21 protein-coding genes are annotated in these 19550 nt (G+C 71.6%); 11 read left to right on the top strand and 10 right to left on the bottom strand.

All coding sequences use genetic code 11. The annotated features are described in order from the left end of the window. Positions 1-122 precede the first annotated feature (122 nt). The gene (locus tag ABEA24_RS20890; RefSeq protein WP_345432626.1) at positions 123-857 is read left to right on the top strand and encodes a hypothetical protein; all 735 of its coding nucleotides are present in this window, start codon (positions 123-125) and stop codon (positions 855-857) included. A gap of 2 nt (positions 858-859) precedes the next feature. Here the strand turns inward: ABEA24_RS20890 and ABEA24_RS20885 are convergent, their stop codons facing one another. Further along, positions 860-2404 (bottom strand): AMP-binding protein, encoded by a 1545-nt coding sequence (locus ABEA24_RS20885; protein WP_345432625.1) that lies wholly within the window; start codon positions 2402-2404, stop codon positions 860-862. 17 nt (positions 2405-2421) lie between these two features. Continuing rightward, a complete protein-coding gene (locus ABEA24_RS20880; RefSeq protein WP_345432624.1) occupies positions 2422-3045 on the bottom strand; it encodes a TetR/AcrR family transcriptional regulator in 624 nt (207 codons plus the stop codon). A 151-nt stretch (positions 3046-3196) separates the two neighbouring features. On the opposite strand from ABEA24_RS20880, the gene ABEA24_RS20875 reads away from it, so the two are divergent. Continuing rightward, the gene (locus ABEA24_RS20875; RefSeq protein WP_345432780.1) at positions 3197-4726 is read left to right on the top strand and encodes an MFS transporter; all 1530 of its coding nucleotides are present in this window, start codon (positions 3197-3199) and stop codon (positions 4724-4726) included. Between the two features lie 112 nt (positions 4727-4838). Here ABEA24_RS20875 and ABEA24_RS20870 read toward each other — a convergent pair whose 3' ends face one another. Beyond that, complete coding sequence (locus ABEA24_RS20870) at positions 4839-5306, bottom strand: ester cyclase (RefSeq protein ID WP_345432623.1); 468 nt, start codon at positions 5304-5306, stop codon at positions 4839-4841. A 111-nt stretch (positions 5307-5417) separates the two neighbouring features. Continuing rightward, the gene (locus tag ABEA24_RS20865) at positions 5418-6035 is read right to left on the bottom strand and encodes a TetR/AcrR family transcriptional regulator (protein WP_345432622.1); all 618 of its coding nucleotides are present in this window, start codon (positions 6033-6035) and stop codon (positions 5418-5420) included. A gap of 158 nt (positions 6036-6193) precedes the next feature. Between ABEA24_RS20865 and ABEA24_RS20860 the strand changes: the two genes are divergently transcribed. Continuing rightward, on the top strand, positions 6194-7141 hold the full coding sequence (locus ABEA24_RS20860; protein WP_345432621.1) for an ADP-ribosylglycohydrolase family protein: 948 nt from the start codon (positions 6194-6196) through the stop codon (positions 7139-7141). 8 nt (positions 7142-7149) lie between these two features. On the opposite strand, the gene ABEA24_RS20855 is transcribed toward ABEA24_RS20860, so the two are convergent. The 3 genes from ABEA24_RS20855 to ABEA24_RS20845 are packed head-to-tail and all read right to left on the bottom strand — an operon-like array spanning position 7150 to position 8352. Then, positions 7150-7350, bottom strand: coding sequence for a hypothetical protein (locus ABEA24_RS20855; protein ID WP_345432620.1), 201 nt, complete (start codon positions 7348-7350; stop codon positions 7150-7152). A gap of 55 nt (positions 7351-7405) precedes the next feature. Next, a complete protein-coding gene (locus ABEA24_RS20850) occupies positions 7406-7498 on the bottom strand; it encodes a DUF397 domain-containing protein (protein ID WP_345432619.1) in 93 nt (30 codons plus the stop codon). Then, positions 7498-8352 carry a helix-turn-helix domain-containing protein gene (locus ABEA24_RS20845; RefSeq protein WP_345432618.1) on the bottom strand — a complete coding sequence of 285 codons (855 nt, stop codon included), beginning with the start codon at positions 8350-8352 and terminating at the stop codon, positions 7498-7500. The genes ABEA24_RS20850 and ABEA24_RS20845 overlap by 1 nt, the downstream gene beginning before the upstream one ends. A gap of 297 nt (positions 8353-8649) precedes the next feature. Here ABEA24_RS20845 and ABEA24_RS20840 point away from each other — a divergent pair, with 297 nt between their 5' ends. From ABEA24_RS20840 to ABEA24_RS20830, 3 genes are all read left to right on the top strand, one after another. Next, entirely contained in the window at positions 8650-9462 is an 813-nt protein-coding gene (locus ABEA24_RS20840; RefSeq protein WP_345432617.1) for an SAM-dependent methyltransferase, read from the top strand. A 65-nt stretch (positions 9463-9527) separates the two neighbouring features. Beyond that, positions 9528-11210 (top strand): class I adenylate-forming enzyme family protein, encoded by a 1683-nt coding sequence (locus tag ABEA24_RS20835; RefSeq protein WP_345432616.1) that lies wholly within the window; start codon positions 9528-9530, stop codon positions 11208-11210. Between the two features lie 19 nt (positions 11211-11229). Continuing rightward, entirely contained in the window at positions 11230-11712 is a 483-nt protein-coding gene (locus tag ABEA24_RS20830; RefSeq protein ID WP_345432615.1) for an NUDIX domain-containing protein, read from the top strand. On the opposite strand, the gene ABEA24_RS20825 is transcribed toward ABEA24_RS20830, so the two are convergent. Next, entirely contained in the window at positions 11678-12538 is an 861-nt protein-coding gene (locus ABEA24_RS20825; protein WP_345432614.1) for an alpha/beta fold hydrolase, read from the bottom strand. The genes ABEA24_RS20830 and ABEA24_RS20825 overlap by 35 nt on opposite strands. A 136-nt stretch (positions 12539-12674) precedes the next feature. On the opposite strand from ABEA24_RS20825, the gene ABEA24_RS20820 reads away from it, so the two are divergent. Both ABEA24_RS20820 and ABEA24_RS20815 read left to right on the top strand, forming a co-directional pair. Then, positions 12675-13157 (top strand): FAS1-like dehydratase domain-containing protein, encoded by a 483-nt coding sequence (locus tag ABEA24_RS20820; RefSeq protein WP_345432779.1) that lies wholly within the window; start codon positions 12675-12677, stop codon positions 13155-13157. Next, on the top strand, positions 13154-13732 hold the full coding sequence (locus ABEA24_RS20815) for a hotdog family protein (protein WP_345432613.1): 579 nt from the start codon (positions 13154-13156) through the stop codon (positions 13730-13732). Before ABEA24_RS20820 ends, ABEA24_RS20815 begins: the two co-directional genes overlap by 4 nt. A gap of 113 nt (positions 13733-13845) precedes the next feature. On the opposite strand, the gene ABEA24_RS20810 is transcribed toward ABEA24_RS20815, so the two are convergent. Next, positions 13846-15063 (bottom strand): ROK family transcriptional regulator, encoded by a 1218-nt coding sequence (locus ABEA24_RS20810; protein WP_345432612.1) that lies wholly within the window; start codon positions 15061-15063, stop codon positions 13846-13848. A gap of 90 nt (positions 15064-15153) precedes the next feature. Between ABEA24_RS20810 and ABEA24_RS20805 the strand changes: the two genes are divergently transcribed. From ABEA24_RS20805 to ABEA24_RS20795, 3 genes are read left to right on the top strand one after another with little or no spacing between them, the layout of a single operon-like run. Then, positions 15154-16326 carry a Gfo/Idh/MocA family protein gene (locus ABEA24_RS20805; protein ID WP_345432611.1) on the top strand — a complete coding sequence of 391 codons (1173 nt, stop codon included), beginning with the start codon at positions 15154-15156 and terminating at the stop codon, positions 16324-16326. After that, entirely contained in the window at positions 16323-17243 is a 921-nt protein-coding gene (locus ABEA24_RS20800; RefSeq protein ID WP_345432610.1) for a sugar phosphate isomerase/epimerase family protein, read from the top strand. Before ABEA24_RS20805 ends, ABEA24_RS20800 begins: the two co-directional genes overlap by 4 nt. A 42-nt stretch (positions 17244-17285) precedes the next feature. Continuing rightward, positions 17286-18386, top strand: coding sequence for a Gfo/Idh/MocA family protein (locus ABEA24_RS20795; protein ID WP_345432609.1), 1101 nt, complete (start codon positions 17286-17288; stop codon positions 18384-18386). A gap of 18 nt (positions 18387-18404) precedes the next feature. Here the strand turns inward: ABEA24_RS20795 and ABEA24_RS20790 are convergent, their stop codons facing one another. Next, on the bottom strand, positions 18405-19352 hold the full coding sequence (locus ABEA24_RS20790; RefSeq protein ID WP_345432608.1) for an NADP-dependent oxidoreductase: 948 nt from the start codon (positions 19350-19352) through the stop codon (positions 18405-18407). Positions 19353-19550: the final 198 nt, after the last annotated feature.

Here is a 19550-nt window from a genome sequence, read left to right as displayed (position 1 = left end):
CGGACGGCCGTCGGCGGGTGAGCGGCCCTTCGACGCCCGGAGCAGAGCGCCGCCGACCCCCGGGCTCGCGCAGTACAGTGCGCCGGACGGATCATTGCCTCGTGGGCGGAGGGGGTTTCGCGGTGACCACCGAACCTCCGGCCGGGTCCGCGTCGGCGCCGTACGTCGTGAGGTTCCGGCGGCTCCGGCCGATCCTCATGATCGCGGTCGGCGTCCTGGGTCTCGCGATCTCGGTCCGGATGATCATCGGAGTGGTGCGGGCCGGGCAGCCGAACCGCGTGCCCACGCGCCTCGGCCTGGCGACCGCGTCCGTCGTCCTGGCCGCGGTGGGCGGCGCGCGGCTCGCCCGGGGTCGGCGCACCGGCTGGATCGCCTTCGCCGTCGACGCGGACGGGATCTTCCTCGTGGCGTCGCCGGACGGGGCTCGCCGGTTCGGCTGGGACGAGGTCAGCGCGCTGGTGCTGTTCTCCCGGCGGACGGAGTTCGTCGAGGGCACGGTGCGATGCGTCGGGGTCCGGCTGCATCCGATGGCGCCGGGCTCGCCCGAGCGGCATCGCGCCGAGCTCGAGGAGGCGGTGTCCCGGCACGACCTGCCGCTGGACGTGTGGGAGCGGCTGCGCCGGCTCGACCGCGGGCCGTCGGAGGCCGGGCTGGAGCTCGCCGTCAGCTTCCACGCCGAGGCCCGGGGATGGCAGTACGGCACGTCGTCGCTGACGGAGGCCATGCGCGTCCACGCGCCCGGGGTCCCGGTCGTCCGGGAGCCGTCCGAGCGCTACTACGACCTGGTCGGCTGGCGGGCCGACCAGGAGGAGCTGCGCCAGGCCCTGGAGGACGCCGAACTCCGCCATTGGGCCTGACGTCAGATCCGGGTACCGCGGTCGGACCAGTACGGCTCGCGGATGAGGCGCTTGTAGAGCTTCCCGGTCGGGGTGCGCGGCAGGTCGGTGACGAAGTCCACCGAGCGCGGCGCCTTGTAGCCGGCCAGCGACGCGCGGCAGAAGGCGATGAGCTCCTCCGCCAGCTCCGGCGACGCGGTGTGCCCGTCCTCCGGCTGGACGACCGCCTTGACCTGCTCGCCGAACTCCTCGTCGGGCACGCCGAACACCGCGACGTCGCGGACCGCCGGATGGGTGATGAGCACGCCTTCGATCTCGGCCGGGTAGATGTTGACGCCGCCACTGATGATCATGTCGATGGCGCGGTCGGCGAGGAACAGGTACCCGTCGGCGTCGAAGTAGCCGATGTCCCCGGTGGTGAACAGGCCGTTCCGGTGGATCGAGGCGGTCTTGTCCGGGTCTCCCCAGTACTCGACGTCGTCCCCGCTCGGGTAGCGGAACCACAGCTGCCCCGGCTCGCCCGGCTCGGCAGGGGCGCCGTCCTGGCGCAGGACGTGCGTCTCGACCGTGGGCAGCGGCCGCCCGACCGTGCCCGGCCGGCGCAGCCACTCCTCGGCCGTCACGACGGTGTTCACCGACGCCTCGGTCGACCCGTAGTACTCGTGGACGACCGGACCCAGCCAGTCGATCACCCGGCGCTTCACCTCCGGGGAACACGGCGCGGCACCGTGCCACACGGCGACGAGGCTGGACAGGTCGTACGCCGCGCGCGTCGCCTCATCGAGGCGCAGCATCCGGACGAACTGGGTCGGCACGAGGTGCACGTTGGTGATCCGGTACCGCTCGATGAGCCGCAGGGTCTCCTCCGCGTCGAACGCCCGCCGCATCACCAGCGACCGCCCCGCGCACAGCAGGCCGTACGAGAACAGCCACTGCGCCGAGTGGTACACCGGCCCGACGAGCAGCGACCGGCCGCCCTCGGGAATGCGGAGGACGCCGGTGTAGCCGACGGCCGTCTGGGCCATCGTCTCGATCGGCGCGCCCGCCCGGGTGAGCTTGCGGCTCACCCCCTTCGGCCGGCCCGTCGTGCCCGAGGTGTAGATCATCGGCCAGCCGAGGACCTGGTCCGCGGGCTCGCCGTCCGGCCCGGAGGCGAGCAGGTCCTCGTACGGCCGGAAGCCGGGGACCTCGCCGAACCCGACGCGCGCCGCCAGGTCCGCCCCTGCCGCCGCCGTCGCGGCGACCTCGGCGAAGCGGTCCTCGGAGAACAGGACCCTCGCTCCGGAGTCCGCCAGCACGTACGCGAGCTCGTCCGCGGTCCAGTGCCAGTTGACCAGCACGTACCGCAGACCGATGTGCGTCGCGGCGGCCATCACCTCGAAGTACTCGCGCCGGTTGCCGGAGTGGATCGCGATCGTGTCCCCGGTCCGCAGGCCGAGCCCGCGCAGTGCCCCGGACAGCCGGTCGACCCGCTCCTCGAACGCGCGCCAGGTGGTGACGCCGTGCTCGTCGACGAGGGCCGGCTCGTCCGGCCGGGCCTGGGCATGAGGGTGGAGAAGTCGGGCCATGGAGACCTCCAGGTCGGTCAGTCGGGCGGGGCACCGGCCATGCGCAGGGCGAGCCCCACGTAGCGGTCCCGCAGGTCGGCGGGGCCGAGCGCGCGATGCTCGTGGAACCACTCGCTGAGGTGCACGCACATGTCGAGGATGGGGATCGCGGTGAGGACGGCGGCGACCCGGTCGCCGCCGCCGACCAGGTGGAACACGCCGTCCTTGTGGCCCGCCAGCAGGACGTCCGCCAGGCGATCGCGCAGCCGCCGCCGGATCGCGACGACCTCGTCGTACCAGGCACCCGTGAGCAGCGGATACTCCCGGTTGGCGACCCGCGCGGTGTCGTGATGGTCGGCGTGCCGCGTCACGTAGACGCCGACGACCGCCCTCAGCTCGGCGAGCGGGTCTCCCGCGACGGCCTCGTGCGCCGCGGCGACCTCGTTCTCCAGCCGCAGGTGGATGTCGCGCACGACGACGTACAGCAGTTCGTCCTTTGACCCGAAGTGGTTGTACAGCGCGCCGGGCGTCAGGCCGCACGCCTCGGTGATCTGCCGGACGGAGGTCGCCAGCGCGCCCTGGCGGTAGAAAAGGTCGATCGCGGCCGCGGCGAGCCGCCGCTGGACTCGTGATCCGGCGAGCGGAAGCTCCGATTCGGTCACGTGCGCCGCTCCTCGTCTTGACGGCCGACTGACCCGAGCGTACTAATTTCCCTAATGTGAATGAACACTCATTCACCCGGATCCGGTTCGTTCCTCGGGGGCGGAGCGCGACGACGCTCCGACACGTCGGCCTGTAGGAAACGAGGTGGCCATGGCCCCCGCCGATCCGACCACGACCCCGTCCGACGGCTTCTCCGCGCACCGGCTGTGGGAGCGCGGGCTGGACCGTTACCCCGACACCGCGGCCCGCTACCGGTACCTCGCGGTGGCGGTGTTCGTCACGATCGTCCTGTACTACGAGCTCTACGTCGCGGGCGGCGTCGCCCCGCTGATGCTCGCGCACTTCAAGATGTCCTTCTTGTACTACGTGAACGTGCTCGTGTTCGCGAACCTGGTCGGGGCCTTCGGGTCGCTGGCCGCCGGCATCGCCGACCGGTGGGGCCGCGCCAACCTCGTGACGTATGGGCTGCTGGGCACGGGCGTGCTGACGATCCTGACGCCGCTCGCCCCGAACAAGGCGACGTTCGCGGTCGTCACCATCCTGACCGGCCTCGTCGAGGGCATGTGCCTGGTCGCCACTCCGGCGCTGGTCCGCGACTTCTCACCGCAGATCGGGCGCGCCTCCGCGATGGGCTTCTGGACGCTCGGGCCGGTGATCGGCAGCCTGGTCGTCAGCTTCGTGGCCAACCGCACCCTGCCGCGCTTCGACGACTCCTGGTCCAGCCAGTACTACATCGTCGGCGTCGTCGGGCTGGTGGCGTTCGCCGTCGCGCTGTTCGGGCTGCGGGAGCTGCGCCCCGGGCTCCGCGACCAGGTGATGGTGAGCGTCGCGGACCGCGCGCTGGTCGAGTCCCGGGCCGAGGCGGCCGAGCGGGAGGCCGACCTGCGGCACCCCTGGCGGCAGATGCTGCGGCTCGACGTCCTCGCGCCCGCCCTCGGCGTCAGCGTCTTCCTGCTCATCTACTACACCGCCGTGGCGTTCTTCACCATCTACCTGACCTCGAACTTCGCCCTCACGACCGCGCGGGCCAACGGCGTCAACAGCTGGTACTGGGCGATGAACGCGGTCGCCCTCGTCGTCGTGGGCGTCGTCTCGGACCGCCTCCGGGTGCGCAAACCCTTCATCGTGGCGGGCACCCTCCTCGCGGTGGTCATGACGTTCCTGTTCATGACCCGGACGACCCACCCCCACACGAGCGCGTCCACCCTCATCTGGATCATCAGCCTGCTCGCCGTCGGTCTGGGCGTGGCGTACACGCCCTGGATGGCGGCCTTCACGGAGACGATCGAGCGGCGGAACCCCGCCCTGACCGCGACCGGCCTGGCCATCTGGGGCTGGATCCTGCGGATCGTCGTGTGCGTCTCCTACTTCGTCCTCCCGTACGTGGTCGGCGCCGTCGACACGCTGACGCGGGCCCCCGAGGTACTGGCCGCGGCGAAGAAGGTGCCGGCTGGGACGGCTCCGCCGCCCACGCTGCTCCACGAACTGGGCGAGCTCAAGAAGGCGGCGGCCGACGCGCCGCACCAGTGGCAGGCCTGGTGGTGGATCTGCATCGTCGCCGAGCTGCTCTTCCTGGTCCTCATGCTGCCGCTGGCCGGCCGGTGGAGTCCACGGACCGCCCGCGCCGACGCCGACGCGCACGCGCGGGAGGTCGAGCGGCTGACCGGAGCACAGGGCTGAGAGGCCGCCGCCCGCGCCGGCGCGGGCGGCGACCGGCGGTGTGTGTAAGGGCTGAGATGAGGAAGGTGCGCGTCTGCTGGGCAGTCGCGCACCTTCGGATTGTTCGGGCCGGTCAGGCTGTCGTTGCCGGCGACGCCGTGACGGCGGAGGCGAAGTCCGGCTGCACGCCCAGCTGCGCGAGCATGACGCTGAGGCCGACGTAGCAGTTGAACTCCTTGATCTTGCCGTCTTCGATGTACCAGAAGTCGGCGGTCGGGATGTCGAGCTTGGCGCCGGTCGGCTGGATGACGCCCGCGGGCGTTTCGAACGGCCCGGTGAAGGTGCCCTGGATCGACAGCTCGACAGTGACGACGTTGCCCATGACGTGGAACCGGTGGAACTCGCGGTGTACGTCGGGAGCGAGCTTGGCCATGAAGACGACCAGGTCGCCCAGGTGCTCGCCCCGGTAGCTCTCCCCGGCGACGACGTTGTTGAACACGCCGTCCTCGGCGAACAGGTCCATGAACCCCTGGACGTCCAGGACGCTGCCCTCGGCCGCGTGATACGCGGCACGGACCACGGCTTCTGCGTTGGTGGCCATTGCGCTCTCCCCTTCGGCGAAGTAAATCAAATGCTTGCTTAATATTATGACCAGACCAGGATCTAGTCAAGCAAGCATTTGAATTACTTGATCCGGTACCCGGTGGGCCGGTCAGCCGGCGCTCGGGTATCCGTGGAACGCCCCGGCCACCACGGGCACCAGCAGCCGCTCGATCTGCTCGGCGGGCTTGGCGGCCAACTCGGCACCGATGGGCGCCAGCGCCAGCCAGTTCAGCATGCCGGCCGCACACCGCGTACGGAAGATCAGTTCCTGTTCGTCGACCCCGGAAAGGTGCGCCGTCAACACTCGAAGGGCATCCCGGCGGGCCTGGTCGAACTTACCAGCCAGCCGCTCCCATCCCTCTGGCGGATCGATTCCGATGCGCGCCACGGTCCGCATGACGGCCAGGTCTGCTCCACCGGCCGCGAGCGCACGCACCATCGGCCGGGCGAACGCCGCGGCCAGCTCCTCAAGCGTCGAGGTGGAGCCCAGGGAACCCAGTTCCTGGAGTTGAGCGTCCAGATACCGTTCCAGCGCGTGCTCGATCGCCGAGTCACGCAGTGCGTTCAGCGATCCGAAGTGATAGCTCACCGCGGCGACGTTGGCTCCGGCGTTCTCCGTGATCTCGCGGAGTGTCACGCCATCGTGGCCCCGTTGCGCCAGCAGCTCCAAGGCGGCCGTCAGTAGGCGGTCCCGCGTACGCTGACCAGCCTCTCGACGTAGATCCACCTTTTCCGCCCCCACAGCCAGAACTCAAGCATCTGTTTGACTTTTTTGTCAAGCAGATGCTTGAGTTCAGCGCGGATCACGACCGGCGCGGTCCCGAGGGAGACATCGCCGGGCCCACCGCTCCGGGAACCACCGCCGCCGGGTGAGCGTCGGTACTCATGATGCTCACGAATGAACAGCGAGACCGGGTCGCGGGCGTGCTGCTCGGCGCGGCCTGCGGAGACGCGCTCGGCGTGCCGTACGAGTTCGCCGCGCGGCTGCCGGACACGGCCGTGCCGGAGATGATCGGCGGCGGGCTGGGCCCTTACGCGCCCGGCGAGTACAGCGACGACACCCAGATGCAGGTCTGTGTGGCCGAGGTCGCCGCGCTCGGCGGCGACCTGCGATCCGAGGCCGCGCTCGACGGGATCTCCGAGCGGTTCCTGGGGTGGTTCCACGGCGGTGCGAGCGACGTCGGGCAACAGACGTCCGGTGTGCTGGCCGCCACCGCGCGCTCCGGGGGCCTGTCGCGGGCGATGCGCGAGGCGTCCGCGGACCTGCACCGCAAGACGGGACGCACCGCTGGAAACGGCTCGCTGATGCGGACGGCGATCGTGGCGCTGCCCTACCTCGCCGACCCGGACGGGCTGGCGGAGGCCGCGCGGCTGGTCAGCGCCCTCACCCACTTCGACGACCTGGCGGGGGACGCCTGCGTGCTGTGGTGCGCGGGCGTACGGCGGGCGGTGCTGGACGGGACCGTCGACGGCGTCCGCGAGGGCCTGGATCTGCTGCCCGCCGAGCGGCGGGATCTGTGGGCGGGATGGCTGCGGGAGGCCGAGTCCGCTCCCCCGGAGTGGTTCAGCCCGAACGGCTTCGTCGTGCCCGCGCTGCAGGCCGCGTGGTCCGCCGTCACCCGCACCGCGACGTTCCCGGACGGCGCGGTCGCCGCCGTGCGCGCGGGCAACGACACCGACACGGTCGCGGCCATCGCCGCCGCGCTCCTGGGCGCGCGGTACGGCGCGTCCGCCGTGCCCGCCGAGTGGCGGGCACAGGTGCACGGCTGGCCCGGCCTGCGCGCCGACGACCTGGTCGGCCTGGCCCGGCGCGCCGCCGAGCCCGCCGGATGACGCTTTCGCTACGTCGTCCGCTCCGGACCACCCGGGCGAGCGCGCCGGGGTCCGTTCTGGTGTGACTCGTCGTGGCGGCGGGCGAGGCGCAGCGCGTACTCGCGCGGCGACACGCCCAGCCGCCACGTGCACACCGAACAGGACAGGTGATCGTTGGTGGTCTGGTCGTCGTGGGCGATGTCGACCACGCCTATCCGCAGGTTCTCCACGGCCCGCACCGTACACGGAGCGTAGCGAGATGCTCCACTTCCGTGCTGCGGCGTGTCAGCGGAGGGAGCGCGCCTCCATGACACGGACCTCGACGCAGTTGCCTTCGGGGGTGCTCTTGGAGCTCTTTCGCCACAGGTCGTCGCGCATCAGATGCCCTCCAGGATCGTGCCGATGATGTCGATTGACTCGTCGGGGGTGGCGCTGATGACGCTGAGACGATCCATGGCGAGGGTGTAGCGGTCGACGTCCTCGCGCTTGTCGAGGTAGAGCGCGTTGCCGAGCTGCTCGACGTAGACCACGTCGGGCAGCTGCGGATCGGCGAACCGCATGATGGTGAACCCACCGGGTGCGGCGTGCTTCGCGCTCGCGGCGAACGGCGTGACCTGGAGCGTGAGGCCCGGATGCTTCGCGGCGGCCATGAGGTACTCCAACTGGCCGCGGAGCACCTCGGGTCCGCCGACGGGCCGCCGCAGCGCGATCTCGTCGATCACGGCCCACAGCCGCACCGCGCCGTCGCGGAACCTCCGCTGCCGCGTGGCCCGCAGCGCGACCCGGCGCTCCACCTCCTCGGGCTGGAAGTCGCCCAGGGAGATGACGGCCGCGGCGTAGTCCTCGGTCTGCAGCAGGCCGGGGACGAACTGCGGCTCGTACGTGCGGATGCGGGACGCCGCCTGCTCCAGGCCGATGTAGGACTGGAACCACGACGGCAGGACGTCGCCGTAGCTGTGCCACCAGCCGGGCTGGTTGGCCCGGCGGGCGAGGGACAGCAGCTGGTCGCGCTCCTCCGCGTCGGTGATCCCGTACAGCGACAGGAGGATCGCGACGTCCGTCTCCTTGAAGCCGCTGCGGCCGAGCTCCATCCGGCTGATCTTCGACTCGGATCCGCCGATCGCCCGGGCCGCCGCGACCGAGGTGACGCCGCCCTTCTCACGGAGCCGGCGCAGCTCCGACCCGAGAAGAATGCGCAGCGCCGTCGGCCCGCTCGCTCCAGCGTTCGCCATGACCTCGACCTCCCTTGCGGCTGACCCCCGAGTCTTCCACGGACCGGAAGATCAACCGCCGATGCAATTTCATCCACTCATGGGCTTGCATCGTCAGCGTCGTGGCGCAATGCTATCCCATAGCTGGATGCAATCCCATTGGCAGCCGTGGCCAGGCGTGTGATGGTGATGCGGGCGAGCTGAGAGGCCGCCCGCCCGACGTCCGTGCTCGGCGGCGAGTTCTCCGATCCGACCGCCGAGTCCGGGCGATCGTGGAAAAATCAACGCCTTCGACATAACCGGCGACAAAGGCATCTCGTGACGGACAGCGACGACCGGCAAGACGAGTTCCGGCCCGACATCCCGAGCCCGGCGCGGGTGTACAACTACATCCTGGGCGGCAAGGACCACTACCCCGCCGACCGCGTCGTCGCGGAGAACACCATGGCCGCCCTGCCCAGCGCCCGCGACGCCGCAGTGGAGAACCGCGGCTTCCTGCGCCGCGCCACCCGCTACCTCGCGGCCGAGGCGGGCATGCGCCAGTTCCTCGACATCGGCACCGGGCTGCCCTCCAACGGCCAGGTCCACGAGATCGTGCAGGGCGTCGCACCGGAGTCCCGGGTCGTGTACGTCGACAACGACCCGGTCGTGCTGGCCCACGGCCGGGACATGCTGCACGGCATCGACGGGACCACGATCGTGCGGCACGACCTGCGCGATCCGGACGCGATCCTGGGCGACCCGCGGCTGCGCCAGTTGCTGGACCTCGACCGGCCCGTCGCCCTCATGCTGGTGGCGGTCCTGCACTTCGTCGCCGACTCCGAGGACCCGTACGATCTGGTCCGCCGACTCATGAAGCCGCTGCCGCCGGGCAGCCACCTGGCGATCTCCCACGGGACCGACGACGGGGACGACGACGAGGTGCAGCGGGCCCTGGACGAGAACTACAAGACCTCCAGCTCGGCCCACGTCCGGCCACGCTCCCAGGTCGAGGCGTTCTTCGCGGGCCTCGAGCTGATCGAGCCGGGCGTGGTGTGGACCCCCCTCTGGCGCCCGGACGAGGCGTCGAGCCCGCTGCGGGACGACCCCGCCCGCTCCGTCTGCTGGGCGGGCGTCGCCCGCAAGGCGTGAGCCGGCCGCGCGGGGGCTGGTCCAGAACCTTGTTCGGATCGTAGGCTCCGGGGGCGGAGGTGCCGATGAAGAGTCTGGACGACGTCAAGGCCGAGCTGACCGCGCCGGGGCAGCTGTTCGAGATGGACGAGACCGAGATCCGCGGCGTGCGGACCCGCGTCTGGAAACACTCTCCCCCGTCGCTGCGGTCCGTCCTGGAGATCACCCGGTTCCACGGCGAGGCGCCGTTCATCGTCTACGAGGACGAACGCCTGACCTTCGAAGAGCACTTCCGGCACGCCGCGACGTTCGCGCGCCGGCTCGTCGAGCGGTACGGCGTGCGCAAGGGCGACCGGGTCGCGATCGCCATGCGCAACTTCCCCGAATGGTCCGTCGCCTTCTTCGGCGCCGCGGCCGTCGGCGCCGTCGTCGTCCCGCTCAACGCCTGGTGGACGGCGTCGGAGTTGGAGTACGGCCTGCGCGACAGCGGTGCGACGGTGCTGATCGCCGACGCGGAGCGCGCCGGCCGGCTCGCCGACGTGCTGCCCGGGCTCGGCATCCCCACGATCGTCGTACGGGCCGAGGGCGCGCCGCCGCCCGGCACGGACGCGTACGAGACGGTGCTCGGCGAGGTCACCGCCGACGTGACGCTCCCCGAGGCGGAGATCGAGCCCGAGGACGACGCGACCATCTTCTACACGTCCGGGACGACGGGCCGGCCGAAGGGCGCGCTCGGCACCCAGCGCAACATCACGGGGAACACCTTCTGCCTCGGGTACGCGATGATGGCCGCCGGCCTGCGGGCGGGCCGCTCGCTCGAGGAGGTGTCCGCGCCGCAGCGGCGCGTCACCCTGCTGAACGTGCCGCTGTTCCACGCGACCGGCTGCCACGCGATCCTCGTGGCCAGCGCGATCCTCGGCGGCACCGTCGTGCTCATGTACAAGTGGAACGCCGAGCGCGCGCTGCAGCTCATCGAGCGCGAGCGGGTCACGGGGTTCGGCGGCGTGCCGACGATGGCGTGGGAGGTCCTCACGTCGCCGGAGTTCGACAAGTACGACACCTCCAGCCTCGCGACCGTCTCGTACGGTGGCGCGCCCGCGCCGCCCGCGCTCGTCGAGAAGATCAGGGAGCTCCTGCCGGACCGGGTCCCGAACAACGGGTACGGCCTCACCGAGACGTCGGCGGTGACGGCCTACAATAGCGGGATCAACTACCTGACCCATCCGGACAGCGTCGGGCCGCCGGTGCCGGTGGTGGACGTCAAGGTCGTCGACCCGGCGGGCGAGGAACTGCCCACCGGCGAGGTCGGCGAGCTGCTGGTCAAGGGCCCGAACGTCATCAAGGGCTACTGGAACCGGCCGGAGGACACCGCCCAGGCGTTCCACGACGGCTGGTTCCACACCGGCGACCTGGCCCGCGTCGACGCGGAGGGCTTCATCTACATCGTCGACCGGGCCAAGGACATGCTGATCCGCGGCGGGGAGAACGTCTACTGCGCCGAGGTCGAGGCGGCGATCTACGAGCACCCGGCGGTCGCCGACGCCGCCGTCATCGGGGTGCCGCACGAGGTGCTCGGCGAGGAGGTCGGCGCCGTCGTCCGTCTCCAGGCCGGGATGACCGTCACGCCGGAGGAGCTGCGGGCGTTCCTCGGCGAGCGGATCGCGGCCTTCAAGGTGCCGGCCCACCTCTGGTTCCGCGACGACGAGCTGCCGCGCAACCCCGCCGGCAAGATCCTCAAGACGCGTCTCCGCGCGGAGCTCATCGGCTGAGGACCGATACGCTCGCCTGGTGATCGATCTTCAGCGGCTGGTGGAGGACGCACGGCACGACGGCGTCGGAAAGCTCGTGGTCGGCGCCGTCGTCCACGACGGCGACCGCGTGCTCATCCTCCGCCGGTCCGCCGCGGACGACTTCCTGCCGGGCATCGAGGAACTCCCCTCCGGGGGCGTCGAGGACGGCGAGGACCTCCTCGGCGCGCTCGCCCGCGAGCTCGCCGAGGAGATCGGCCTGCCTGCGTTGCCGCGTCTCGACCCCGGCTTCGTCGCGTCGTTCGACTACGTGTCCGGCTCGGGCCGCCGGGCGCGGCAGTACACCTTCGCGCTCCCGTACGACGGCGGCCCGATCACCCTCTCGGCCGAGCACGAGGCCCACCGGTGGATCTCCCGGGCCGAACTCGCGGCGTCCGACCTCACCGAGGAGTCCACGCGGACGCTGCGCGAGTTCTTCGATTCGGGCGTCAGCCGTCGTGGTCCTGGTTCAGGAAGCCGGTGACGACGGAGTAGAAGTCGTACGGCCGCTCCTCCTGCAGGTGGTGGGAGGCGTGGTCCATGACGTACAGGTGGCCGCGCGGCACCATGCGGGCGAGCATCAGCGGATAGTCGGGCGTGAGGAACGCGTCGTACATCCCCCAGGCGAACAGCACGGGAGCCGTGATCCGTCCCAGCTCGCCGGTGAGGTCCTGCCAGTCGCCGCGCGGGTTGTCCGACGCCGCGGCGAGCGCCATCTCCTCCGGGTCGAGGCTCTGCTGGTGGCGCAGCGTGACGGTCCCGTCCGGGATGGCCTCGGGGTCGTACCACTCCAGCCGCGCCATGAGGTCGCGCATCTTCTCCCACGACGGGCCGGTGCCGCCGTAGTAGGCGTCGCGGGCGTTGCGGCCGCGGCGGGCGCCCTCCGGGAGCGGCGCGAGCGGGCCGTAGAAGGTCGGCATGCTGCCGGTCACGACCAGCGAGCGCACCCGCTCGGGGTACTTCGCCGCCAGGTTGAGCGCGATCGTGCCGCCCCAGGAGTTGCAGACGAAGTCGGCCCTGGCGATGTCGAGCTCGTCCATGAGCGCGACGGTCTTCGCGGCGTGGAAGTCCCACATCGGCCCGGTGATGACGCACTTCTCCGACCGGCCGTACTGGAGGATGTCGACCAGGTAGCAGTCGCGGTCGCGGGCGAACATCGGGGCGACGGGGCCGAAGTCCGACCAGGCCGTGCAGCCCGGTCCACCGCCGTGCAGGAAGATCGCCGGGCTGCCCGAGCCCATGCGCAGGTAGTGGTACTTCACGCCGTCGGCGTCGGCGAACGCCCCCTCGGGAGCCGGCTGGATGTCCATGGCGGGATCCTCGCGCCGCGACGGCCGCGCGCCGAAGCCCGTCGGTCCGCTGAGCGGTCCGCGGACCTTACCGCCGGCGGATACCGTCCGTAGCGTGCGCCTCAGGAAACCATCCGGGAGGTATCGCTTGGAAGCCGTGGCCGCCGCCGTCGACCTCGCCGAACAGCGCGCTCGCGCCCTCATCGGCCGGGTCGAGCGCCGATCGCTCGGGGTCGTGCGCGCGGCCGAGGCCGCGGAGTTCGCGCGGGCCGCCGGCGAGACCTCGCCGCGCCTGATCGACCCGGACGACGCCGGCTTCGTCGTGCACCCGATGTACGTCGTCAGCCTGCTGCGTGGCGCGCCGGGCGCCGACGACGAGGAGTTCCGCCCGGACGGGATGTACCGCGACGAGGTCCCGGGCACCGACGGGCTGGACGTCGCTCTGATGGCCGGTGGCCAGGACGTGCGCTGGATCGCCGACGTACAGCCCGGCGACCGGATCGAGGTACGGCGCACGCTGACGGCGGTCGAACGGAAGGGACGCGGCACCGGTTTCCTGCTGCTGACCGTCGAGAAGACCTACGGCACGGCCGAGCGCGGCGTTCTCGCCGAGGTCACGGAGAGGTTCATCGTCCGTTGACAGACCACCAGATTCCAGCGCAGGACGGCCGCGAGCCGGATCGGCCGACGGCGCCCGGCACGGAGACCACGCCCATCCCGCCGGCACCAGGCGCGGAGACCACGCCCGTACGGCCGGCGCCCGGTGCGGAGACCACCCTCGTCCCGTCGACACTCGGTACGGCGACCACGCCCGTCCCGCCGGTGCCCGGTGCGGAGATCGCGCCTGTACGGGCGGCGCCCGACGCGATCCGGTTGCTGAGGTTCGGCGCGGTCACCCGGAACGCGCACCGCATCCATTACGACGCGGAGTTCGCGCGTACCGAGGGGCTTGACGGCCCCGTCGTGATGGCGCAGCTGCACGGCTGCCTCCTCCACCGGGCCGCGACCGCCTTCGCCGACGGCGACCCCGCCGCCGTCCGCGCGCTCGGGTGGCAGAACCGCGCGCCCGCCCGTCCCGGCGACCGTCTCGTCGTCACCGGCACCGTACGTGCGGTCGACGACGCGACCGGCGAGGTCACACTCGACCTGGAGGAGCGGCTCGACGACGGCACCGTCTGCTGCCGCGGACACGCCGTCGTGGCCCCGCCGTCATGAACGCCCGTGTGCCGCCCCCGCGGGCGTGAACGCCTATGTGTCGCCCCGCCGTCATGAACGCCCGTGTGGCGCCCCCGCCGGCGTGAACGCCCCGCCCGCCGCTCCCGCCGGCGTCACGCCTCGGTGAGGAGCCGCGCGACGCCTGACCGGCTGAAGATCTCCCGGGACGCCAGTGCGATCGCGCCGACGATCCCCGCGTCGCTGCCGAGCTGGCTCGACGTGATGATGAGCTTGCGCGTCGCCAGCGGCAGCGCCTGTTCGTACACCGCGGCGCGGACCCCGGACAGGATCTCGTCCTGGAGCTCGGTCAGTGGGCCGCCCAGCACCAGCACGCGCGGGTTGATCGTGTGAACGAGCATCGCCACGACCTCGCCGATGTTCGCGGCCGCCTGGCGGATGCGGTGCAGTGCCCGGGTGTCGCTGTCCGCCACGAGGCGGGCCAGCTCGCGCGAGGCGTGCAACCGGTCGTCGACCGAGGAGGAGTCGATGCCGAGGTCGGTGAGCACCGCGCGGTAGCTCGCCACGGCCTCCAGGCAGCCGGTCTTGCCGCATCGGCAGACGACGTCGCTTCGCGTGGAGGCGCGGATGTGCCCGATGTCGCCGGCCGCGCCGTCGGCGCCGCGGTGCACCGAGCCGTCCGCCGTCACGATGCCGGCTCCGATGCCCGAGGCGACCTTGATGACCAGGAGCGGCGTGTCGGCCATCTCCTGGGTCGCCTCCCCCAGGGCCATCAGGTTCACGTCGTTGTCGACCGTGACCGGGGCGCCGAACTGCTCGCGCAGGTGGTCCCCGACGGGGTAGCCGTCCCACCCGGGCATGATCGGCGGGCGTACCGCGCAGCCACGGTGGAAGTCGACCGGCGCCGGAAGCCCGGCGACGACGTGGCGCACCGGGACCGAATCGTGGCCGTGCTCGGTGAGCATCGAGCGCAACCGCGCCGTCACGGCGGCCAGCAGCTCCTCCGGGCCGCCTTCGACGGACAGATTGACGATCTCGCGGGCGATGACGGTGCCGCTGAGGTCGGCGATCGCGAGCTGGGTCGCCGCTACGTCCACGTCCGCCACCGCGATCATGCCGGCGCGCGGGCTGATGGCCAGCGCCCGGGGCGGCCGGCCGCGTACCGACTGGTTCGACTCGGTCTCCTCGACGAGCCCGAGGTCGATCAGGGTGTCCACCTGCTGGCTGACGGTCGACCGGGCGAGACCGGTGAGGCGCGCGATCGACGCACGGCTCGTCGCCTCGCCGGAGGCGATCATGCAGAGCACCTTGTGCAGCGCGATCGCCACAGACCCCGGGACCTCATCGGCGGCGACGTTCACCCCTTTTTGCATGCGATCAAACTAAAGACGGCATCTTGTGGCTGTCAATGCACTCAATCATGCTCATAAAACCCGAAAAGTCTCCCGCCTGGAGGTCTGAACGTGGCGCACCCGCGCATTCAAGCGGTCATCATCGGCGCCGGCATGATCGGTTCGGTCCATGCGGCCGCCGTCCGCAGCGTCGGCGCCACCGTGCGCGGCGTCGTCGGCTCCACCCCGAGCCGCTCCGCCGCGCTGGCCGGCGAATGGGACGTTCCCGTGAGCTACCCGGACCTCGACGCCGTACTCGCCGACGACGCCGTCGACGTGGTGCACGTCTGCACGCCGAACTCCTTGCACGCCGACCAGGCGGCGGCCGCGATGCGGGCCGGCAAGCACGTCATCTGCGAGAAGCCGATCGCGACGTCGCTCGCCGACGCGCAGTGGCTCGCCTCGGTCGCCGCGGAGACGGACCGGACGCTGGCCGTGCCGTTCGTGTACCGCTATCACCCGCTGGTCCGTGAGATCCGGGCGCGCCGGTTGAACGGAGAGTTCGGCGCCTGGCAGCTCCTGCACGGCAGCTACCTACAGGACTGGATGCTGGACACCGCCACCGCGAACTGGCGCGTCGACGCCGTGAGCGGCGGGCCGTCACGCGCCTTCGCCGACATCGGCTCGCACTGGTGCGACCTCGTCGAGTGGGTGGCCGGCGTGCGGTTCCACGAGGTGACGGCACGGCTCGGCATCACCAGACCCGAACGCCCCGCGGGCAGCGGCGCGACCTTCGGTGCGCGCGGCGAGGCGAACGGAACGGCCGGTCTGCGGCCCGTCACGACCGAGGACGTCGCAACGATCCTGCTGCGGACCGCGGACGGGGTCCTGGGGTCGCTCACGGTGTCGCAGGTCTCCGCCGGCCGCAAGAACCGGCTCTGGTTCGAGCTCGACGGCGAGGACGGCAGCGCCGTCTTCGACCAGGAGAACGCGGAGTCGGTGTGGCTCGGCGACGCCGGGGGCGCCCGGCTCGTCGTACGGGATCCGAACCAGGGATCGGCCGAGCAGCGCCGTCTGGCCACCCTGCCGGCGGGGCACGCGCAGGGCTACGCCGACTGCTTCCGCGCGTTCGTCGACGACGCCTACGCGGCCATGGCCGGCCGGCGGCCCGAAGGGCTCCCGACCGTCGCGGACGGCGTCCGCTCCGCGCGGCTGGTCGACGCGGTGCTGCGCGCCGACGCGGACCTCACGTGGATCTCGGTGGAATCGTCAGCCGTAACGGACACGAAGGAGATGAGCGCATGAAACTGGGCATGCTGACCGCCTGCCTCCCCCAGCTGACCCTCGAGGAGATCGCCGCCTGGGCCGCCGGTGCCGGATATGAGGCCCTGGAAGTGGCGTGCTGGCCGGACACCGGCGGACGTGACTTCGAGGCCGCGCACCTCCCGGTGGCGAACTTCGGCCCCGCGGACGTCGAACGCACCCACAAGTGCTTCGCCGACCACGATCTCACCCTGTCCGCGCTCGCCTACTACGAGAACAACCTGCACCCGGACCCCGTACGGCGCGCGGAGATCCGGACCCACCTCACCCGTACGATCGACGCCGCCGCCGCGCTCGGCGTGCCGTACGTCGGGACGTTCGTCGGCCGCGACTGGACCAAGCCCGTGCGGGAGAACCTCGCCGAGGCCGAGCCGATCTTCCGGGAGCTCGTCGACTACGCGGGCGAGCGCGGCGTCAAGATCATCATCGAGAACTGCGTGATGGAGGGGTGGCACCCCGACGGGTACCCCGGCAACCTCGCGTACTCGCCGGAGCTGTGGGAGTGGATGTTCTCGCTCGGGCTCTACCTCAACTGGGACCCGTCGCATCTCGTCTGGATCGGCATCGACCCGGTCACGACGATCGCGCCGTACGCCGAGCGCATCGTGCACGCCCAGGCCAAGGACATCCAGCTCGATCCCGCCGCGGTGAACCGGTACGGGTTCTTCGGCAAGGCGGTGGACCGGCCGAACCCCTGGGACGTCGGCTGGTGGCGGTATCGGGTGCCCGGCCGCGGCCAGGTCGACTGGGACGCGGTGGTCGACGCGCTCTACGAACACGGCTTCACCGGGACGCTTTCGGTCGAGCACGAGGACCCCGTCTGGGGCGGCGACGTGACTCGCGTTGAACAGGGCCTCTCGATCGCGCACCGCACCCTGCGCCCGCTCATCGTCGCCTGAATCGGCCGACGGCACTCCATATCACCAAGGAAGGGGAGACACGTGGCGACACCGCCCCAGCACCACCGCATCGGAATCCTCGGGTGCGGCAACATCTTCGACCGCTATGTCACCGGCATGGCCCGCTACCCCGAGCTCGAGATCGTCCGCGTCGCCGACGTCGACGCCGCCAGGGCCGAGCAGGCCGCCGGACGGCACGGCATCCCGGCGTGGGGGAACGACGACGACCTCTACGCCGACGACTCGGTCGACATCGTGGTGAACCTGACCCCGCCGGCGTACCACGCGACCACGATCATCCGGGCGCTCGACTCCGGCCACCACGTCTACGTCGAGAAGCCGATCGCGACCACTGTCGCCGACGCGAGGAAGGTCCTGGCGGCGGCCGACGCCAGTGGGCGCCTCCTCGGCTCCGCTCCGGACACCTTCCTCGGCAGCGCGTGCCAGACCGCGCGGAAGGCGCTCGACGACGGGCTGATCGGCGAGCCCGTCGGCGTCTCGGCGTTCATCCGGCACAGCAGGGCCGAGACCTGGCATCCGGACCCGCGCTTCCTCTTCCAGGCCGGCGGCGGCCCGGTGCTGGACATGGGGCCGTACTACATCGCCGCCCTGGTGAACCTGCTCGGCCCGGTACGGTCCGTGGCGGGAGCCGCCCGCATCGGCGCCCCGACGCGTACGGTGACCGCGCCGGACCGGGCCGTGGACCTCATCGACGTCGAGGTGGCGACCCACGCCTCGGCCGTCCTCGGCTTCGACTCCGGGGTCGTCGGCACGACGCTGATGAGCTTCGACGTCTGGGACACCGACCTGCCCGAGATGGAGATCTACGGCACCGCCGGGACGCTCTCGCTCCCCGCTCCGCACCACTTCGACGGCGACGTCCGGGTGAAGCGGCACGGCGACGCGGACTGGTCCGTTTTCCCGCCGGTGGTGGAGCTGTTCGGCGCCGTCGGCACCAAGGAACAGGCGCGCCGCGGTCTGGGCGTCCGGGACCTGGCCGACGCGATCGAGGGCGGCCCGCACCGCGCGAACGCGGCGTTCGCCTTCCACGTGCTCGAGGTGCTGTCCGCGATCGACGGGCCCGGGCAGGGCACCCGGATGGAGAGCACGTGCGAGCGTCCGGCCGGTCGTTTCGAGGAGTGACCGATCCCGCCGGGCGGGTCACCGGCGTCCGTCGGTGACCCCTCCGGTCGTATCGATCACGACCTTGCCGGACGCGTGGCCGGACTCCACGAGCGCGAGCGCGTCGCCCGCCTCGGCGAAGGGGAACACCCGGTGGACGTACGGCTTGAGCCTGCCGGCGGCCACGAGCTCGGCCAGGGCCGACAGCGTCGCCGTGTCACCCACGCGCGTCAGCGGGTGCGCGCCGAAATGCCCGCGCGTCTCCTCGTCGGCCACGGTGAGCACGCGGGTCCGGGCGGTGATGACGCCGGCGACGCCGTGGAGCGCGTCGCCGCCGACGAGATCGAGAACGGCGTCGGCTCCCGCCGGAAGCAGATCCTTCAGGCGGCCCGCGACGTCGCCGCGGTCGTAGGCGACCGGCGCGGCGCCGAGGGACTCGGCGAACGCGCGCTTCGCCTCGCTCGCGGTGCCTACGACGGCGACCCCGCTCATCACCGCCAGCTGGGCCGCGACCGTGCCGACCCCGCCGCCGACGCCCAGGATCAGCAGCGTCTCTCCTGCGGCCAGGCGAAGGTCGGCGAGGCCGTCGTGGGCGGTCCCCGCCGCGATCGGCAGCGCCGCCGCGTCGGTGACGGAGACCCCGTCCGGCAGGCGCGCCGCCCGCTCCGCCGGCACGAGCGCGAACTCGGCGTACCCGCCGCTCCCCCCGACCGTGCTGCCGAACACCCGGTCACCGGCGGCGAGCCCGGAGATCCCGGGCCCGGTCCGTACCACGGTGCCGGCGACCTCACGCCCGAGGACCGCGGGCAGCCGCAGGGGCAGGAAGGCGCGCTGCATACCGGCGCGGACCTTCCAGTCCACCGGATTGACGCCGGCGGCCTCGACCGCGACGAGCACCTCCCCGGCCTCCGGCTCGGGCACGGAGATGTCGAGGAATCGCTGGACGTCCGGCCCGCCGTAGTCGACGAACCCATACGCGAGAGGCATGGCCGTGGACCCTACCCTGCGGGTATCGGTCGGCACGGCGCGCCGTTCCGGTCAGTGAACCGCCGGGAGGGCGTCCGGAGATCGGCCGGAATGGCGAGGCGGGGCCCGGAGTATCGCACCGTTTATGTCGTGGAAAAAACTAAATCCGGCGGCTTGCGGCTGTCTGTGACTCGAACCATGCTCACCAGCTACATAACA

This window comes from Actinoallomurus vinaceus, assembly GCF_039542055.1.
GTDB lineage: Bacteria > Actinomycetota > Actinomycetes > Streptosporangiales > Streptosporangiaceae > Actinoallomurus > Actinoallomurus vinaceus.
The sequence above is the reverse complement of the archived record's forward strand: the minus strand, read 5'-3'. Positions and strand labels throughout refer to the sequence as shown.

Excerpts from the sequence above, each read along its gene's own strand:
- ABEA24_RS20885 (WP_345432625.1), bottom strand. The coding sequence starts at position 2,404 with ATGGCCCGACTTCTCCACCCTCATGCCCAGGCCCGGCCGGACGAGCCG.
- ABEA24_RS20875 (WP_345432780.1), top strand. The coding sequence starts at position 3,197 with ATGGCCCCCGCCGATCCGACCACGACCCCGTCCGACGGCTTCTCCGCG.
- ABEA24_RS20870 (WP_345432623.1), bottom strand. The coding sequence starts at position 5,306 with ATGGCCACCAACGCAGAAGCCGTGGTCCGTGCCGCGTATCACGCGGCC.
- ABEA24_RS20860 (WP_345432621.1), top strand. The coding sequence starts at position 6,194 with ATGATGCTCACGAATGAACAGCGAGACCGGGTCGCGGGCGTGCTGCTC.
- ABEA24_RS20850 (WP_345432619.1), bottom strand. The coding sequence starts at position 7,498 with ATGCGCGACGACCTGTGGCGAAAGAGCTCCAAGAGCACCCCCGAAGGC.
- ABEA24_RS20845 (WP_345432618.1), bottom strand. The coding sequence starts at position 8,352 with ATGGCGAACGCTGGAGCGAGCGGGCCGACGGCGCTGCGCATTCTTCTC.
- ABEA24_RS20835 (WP_345432616.1), top strand. The coding sequence starts at position 9,528 with ATGAAGAGTCTGGACGACGTCAAGGCCGAGCTGACCGCGCCGGGGCAG.
- ABEA24_RS20825 (WP_345432614.1), bottom strand. The coding sequence starts at position 12,538 with ATGGACATCCAGCCGGCTCCCGAGGGGGCGTTCGCCGACGCCGACGGC.
- ABEA24_RS20810 (WP_345432612.1), bottom strand. The coding sequence starts at position 15,063 with ATGCAAAAAGGGGTGAACGTCGCCGCCGATGAGGTCCCGGGGTCTGTG.
- ABEA24_RS20800 (WP_345432610.1), top strand. The coding sequence starts at position 16,323 with ATGAAACTGGGCATGCTGACCGCCTGCCTCCCCCAGCTGACCCTCGAG.
- ABEA24_RS20790 (WP_345432608.1), bottom strand. The coding sequence starts at position 19,352 with ATGCCTCTCGCGTATGGGTTCGTCGACTACGGCGGGCCGGACGTCCAG.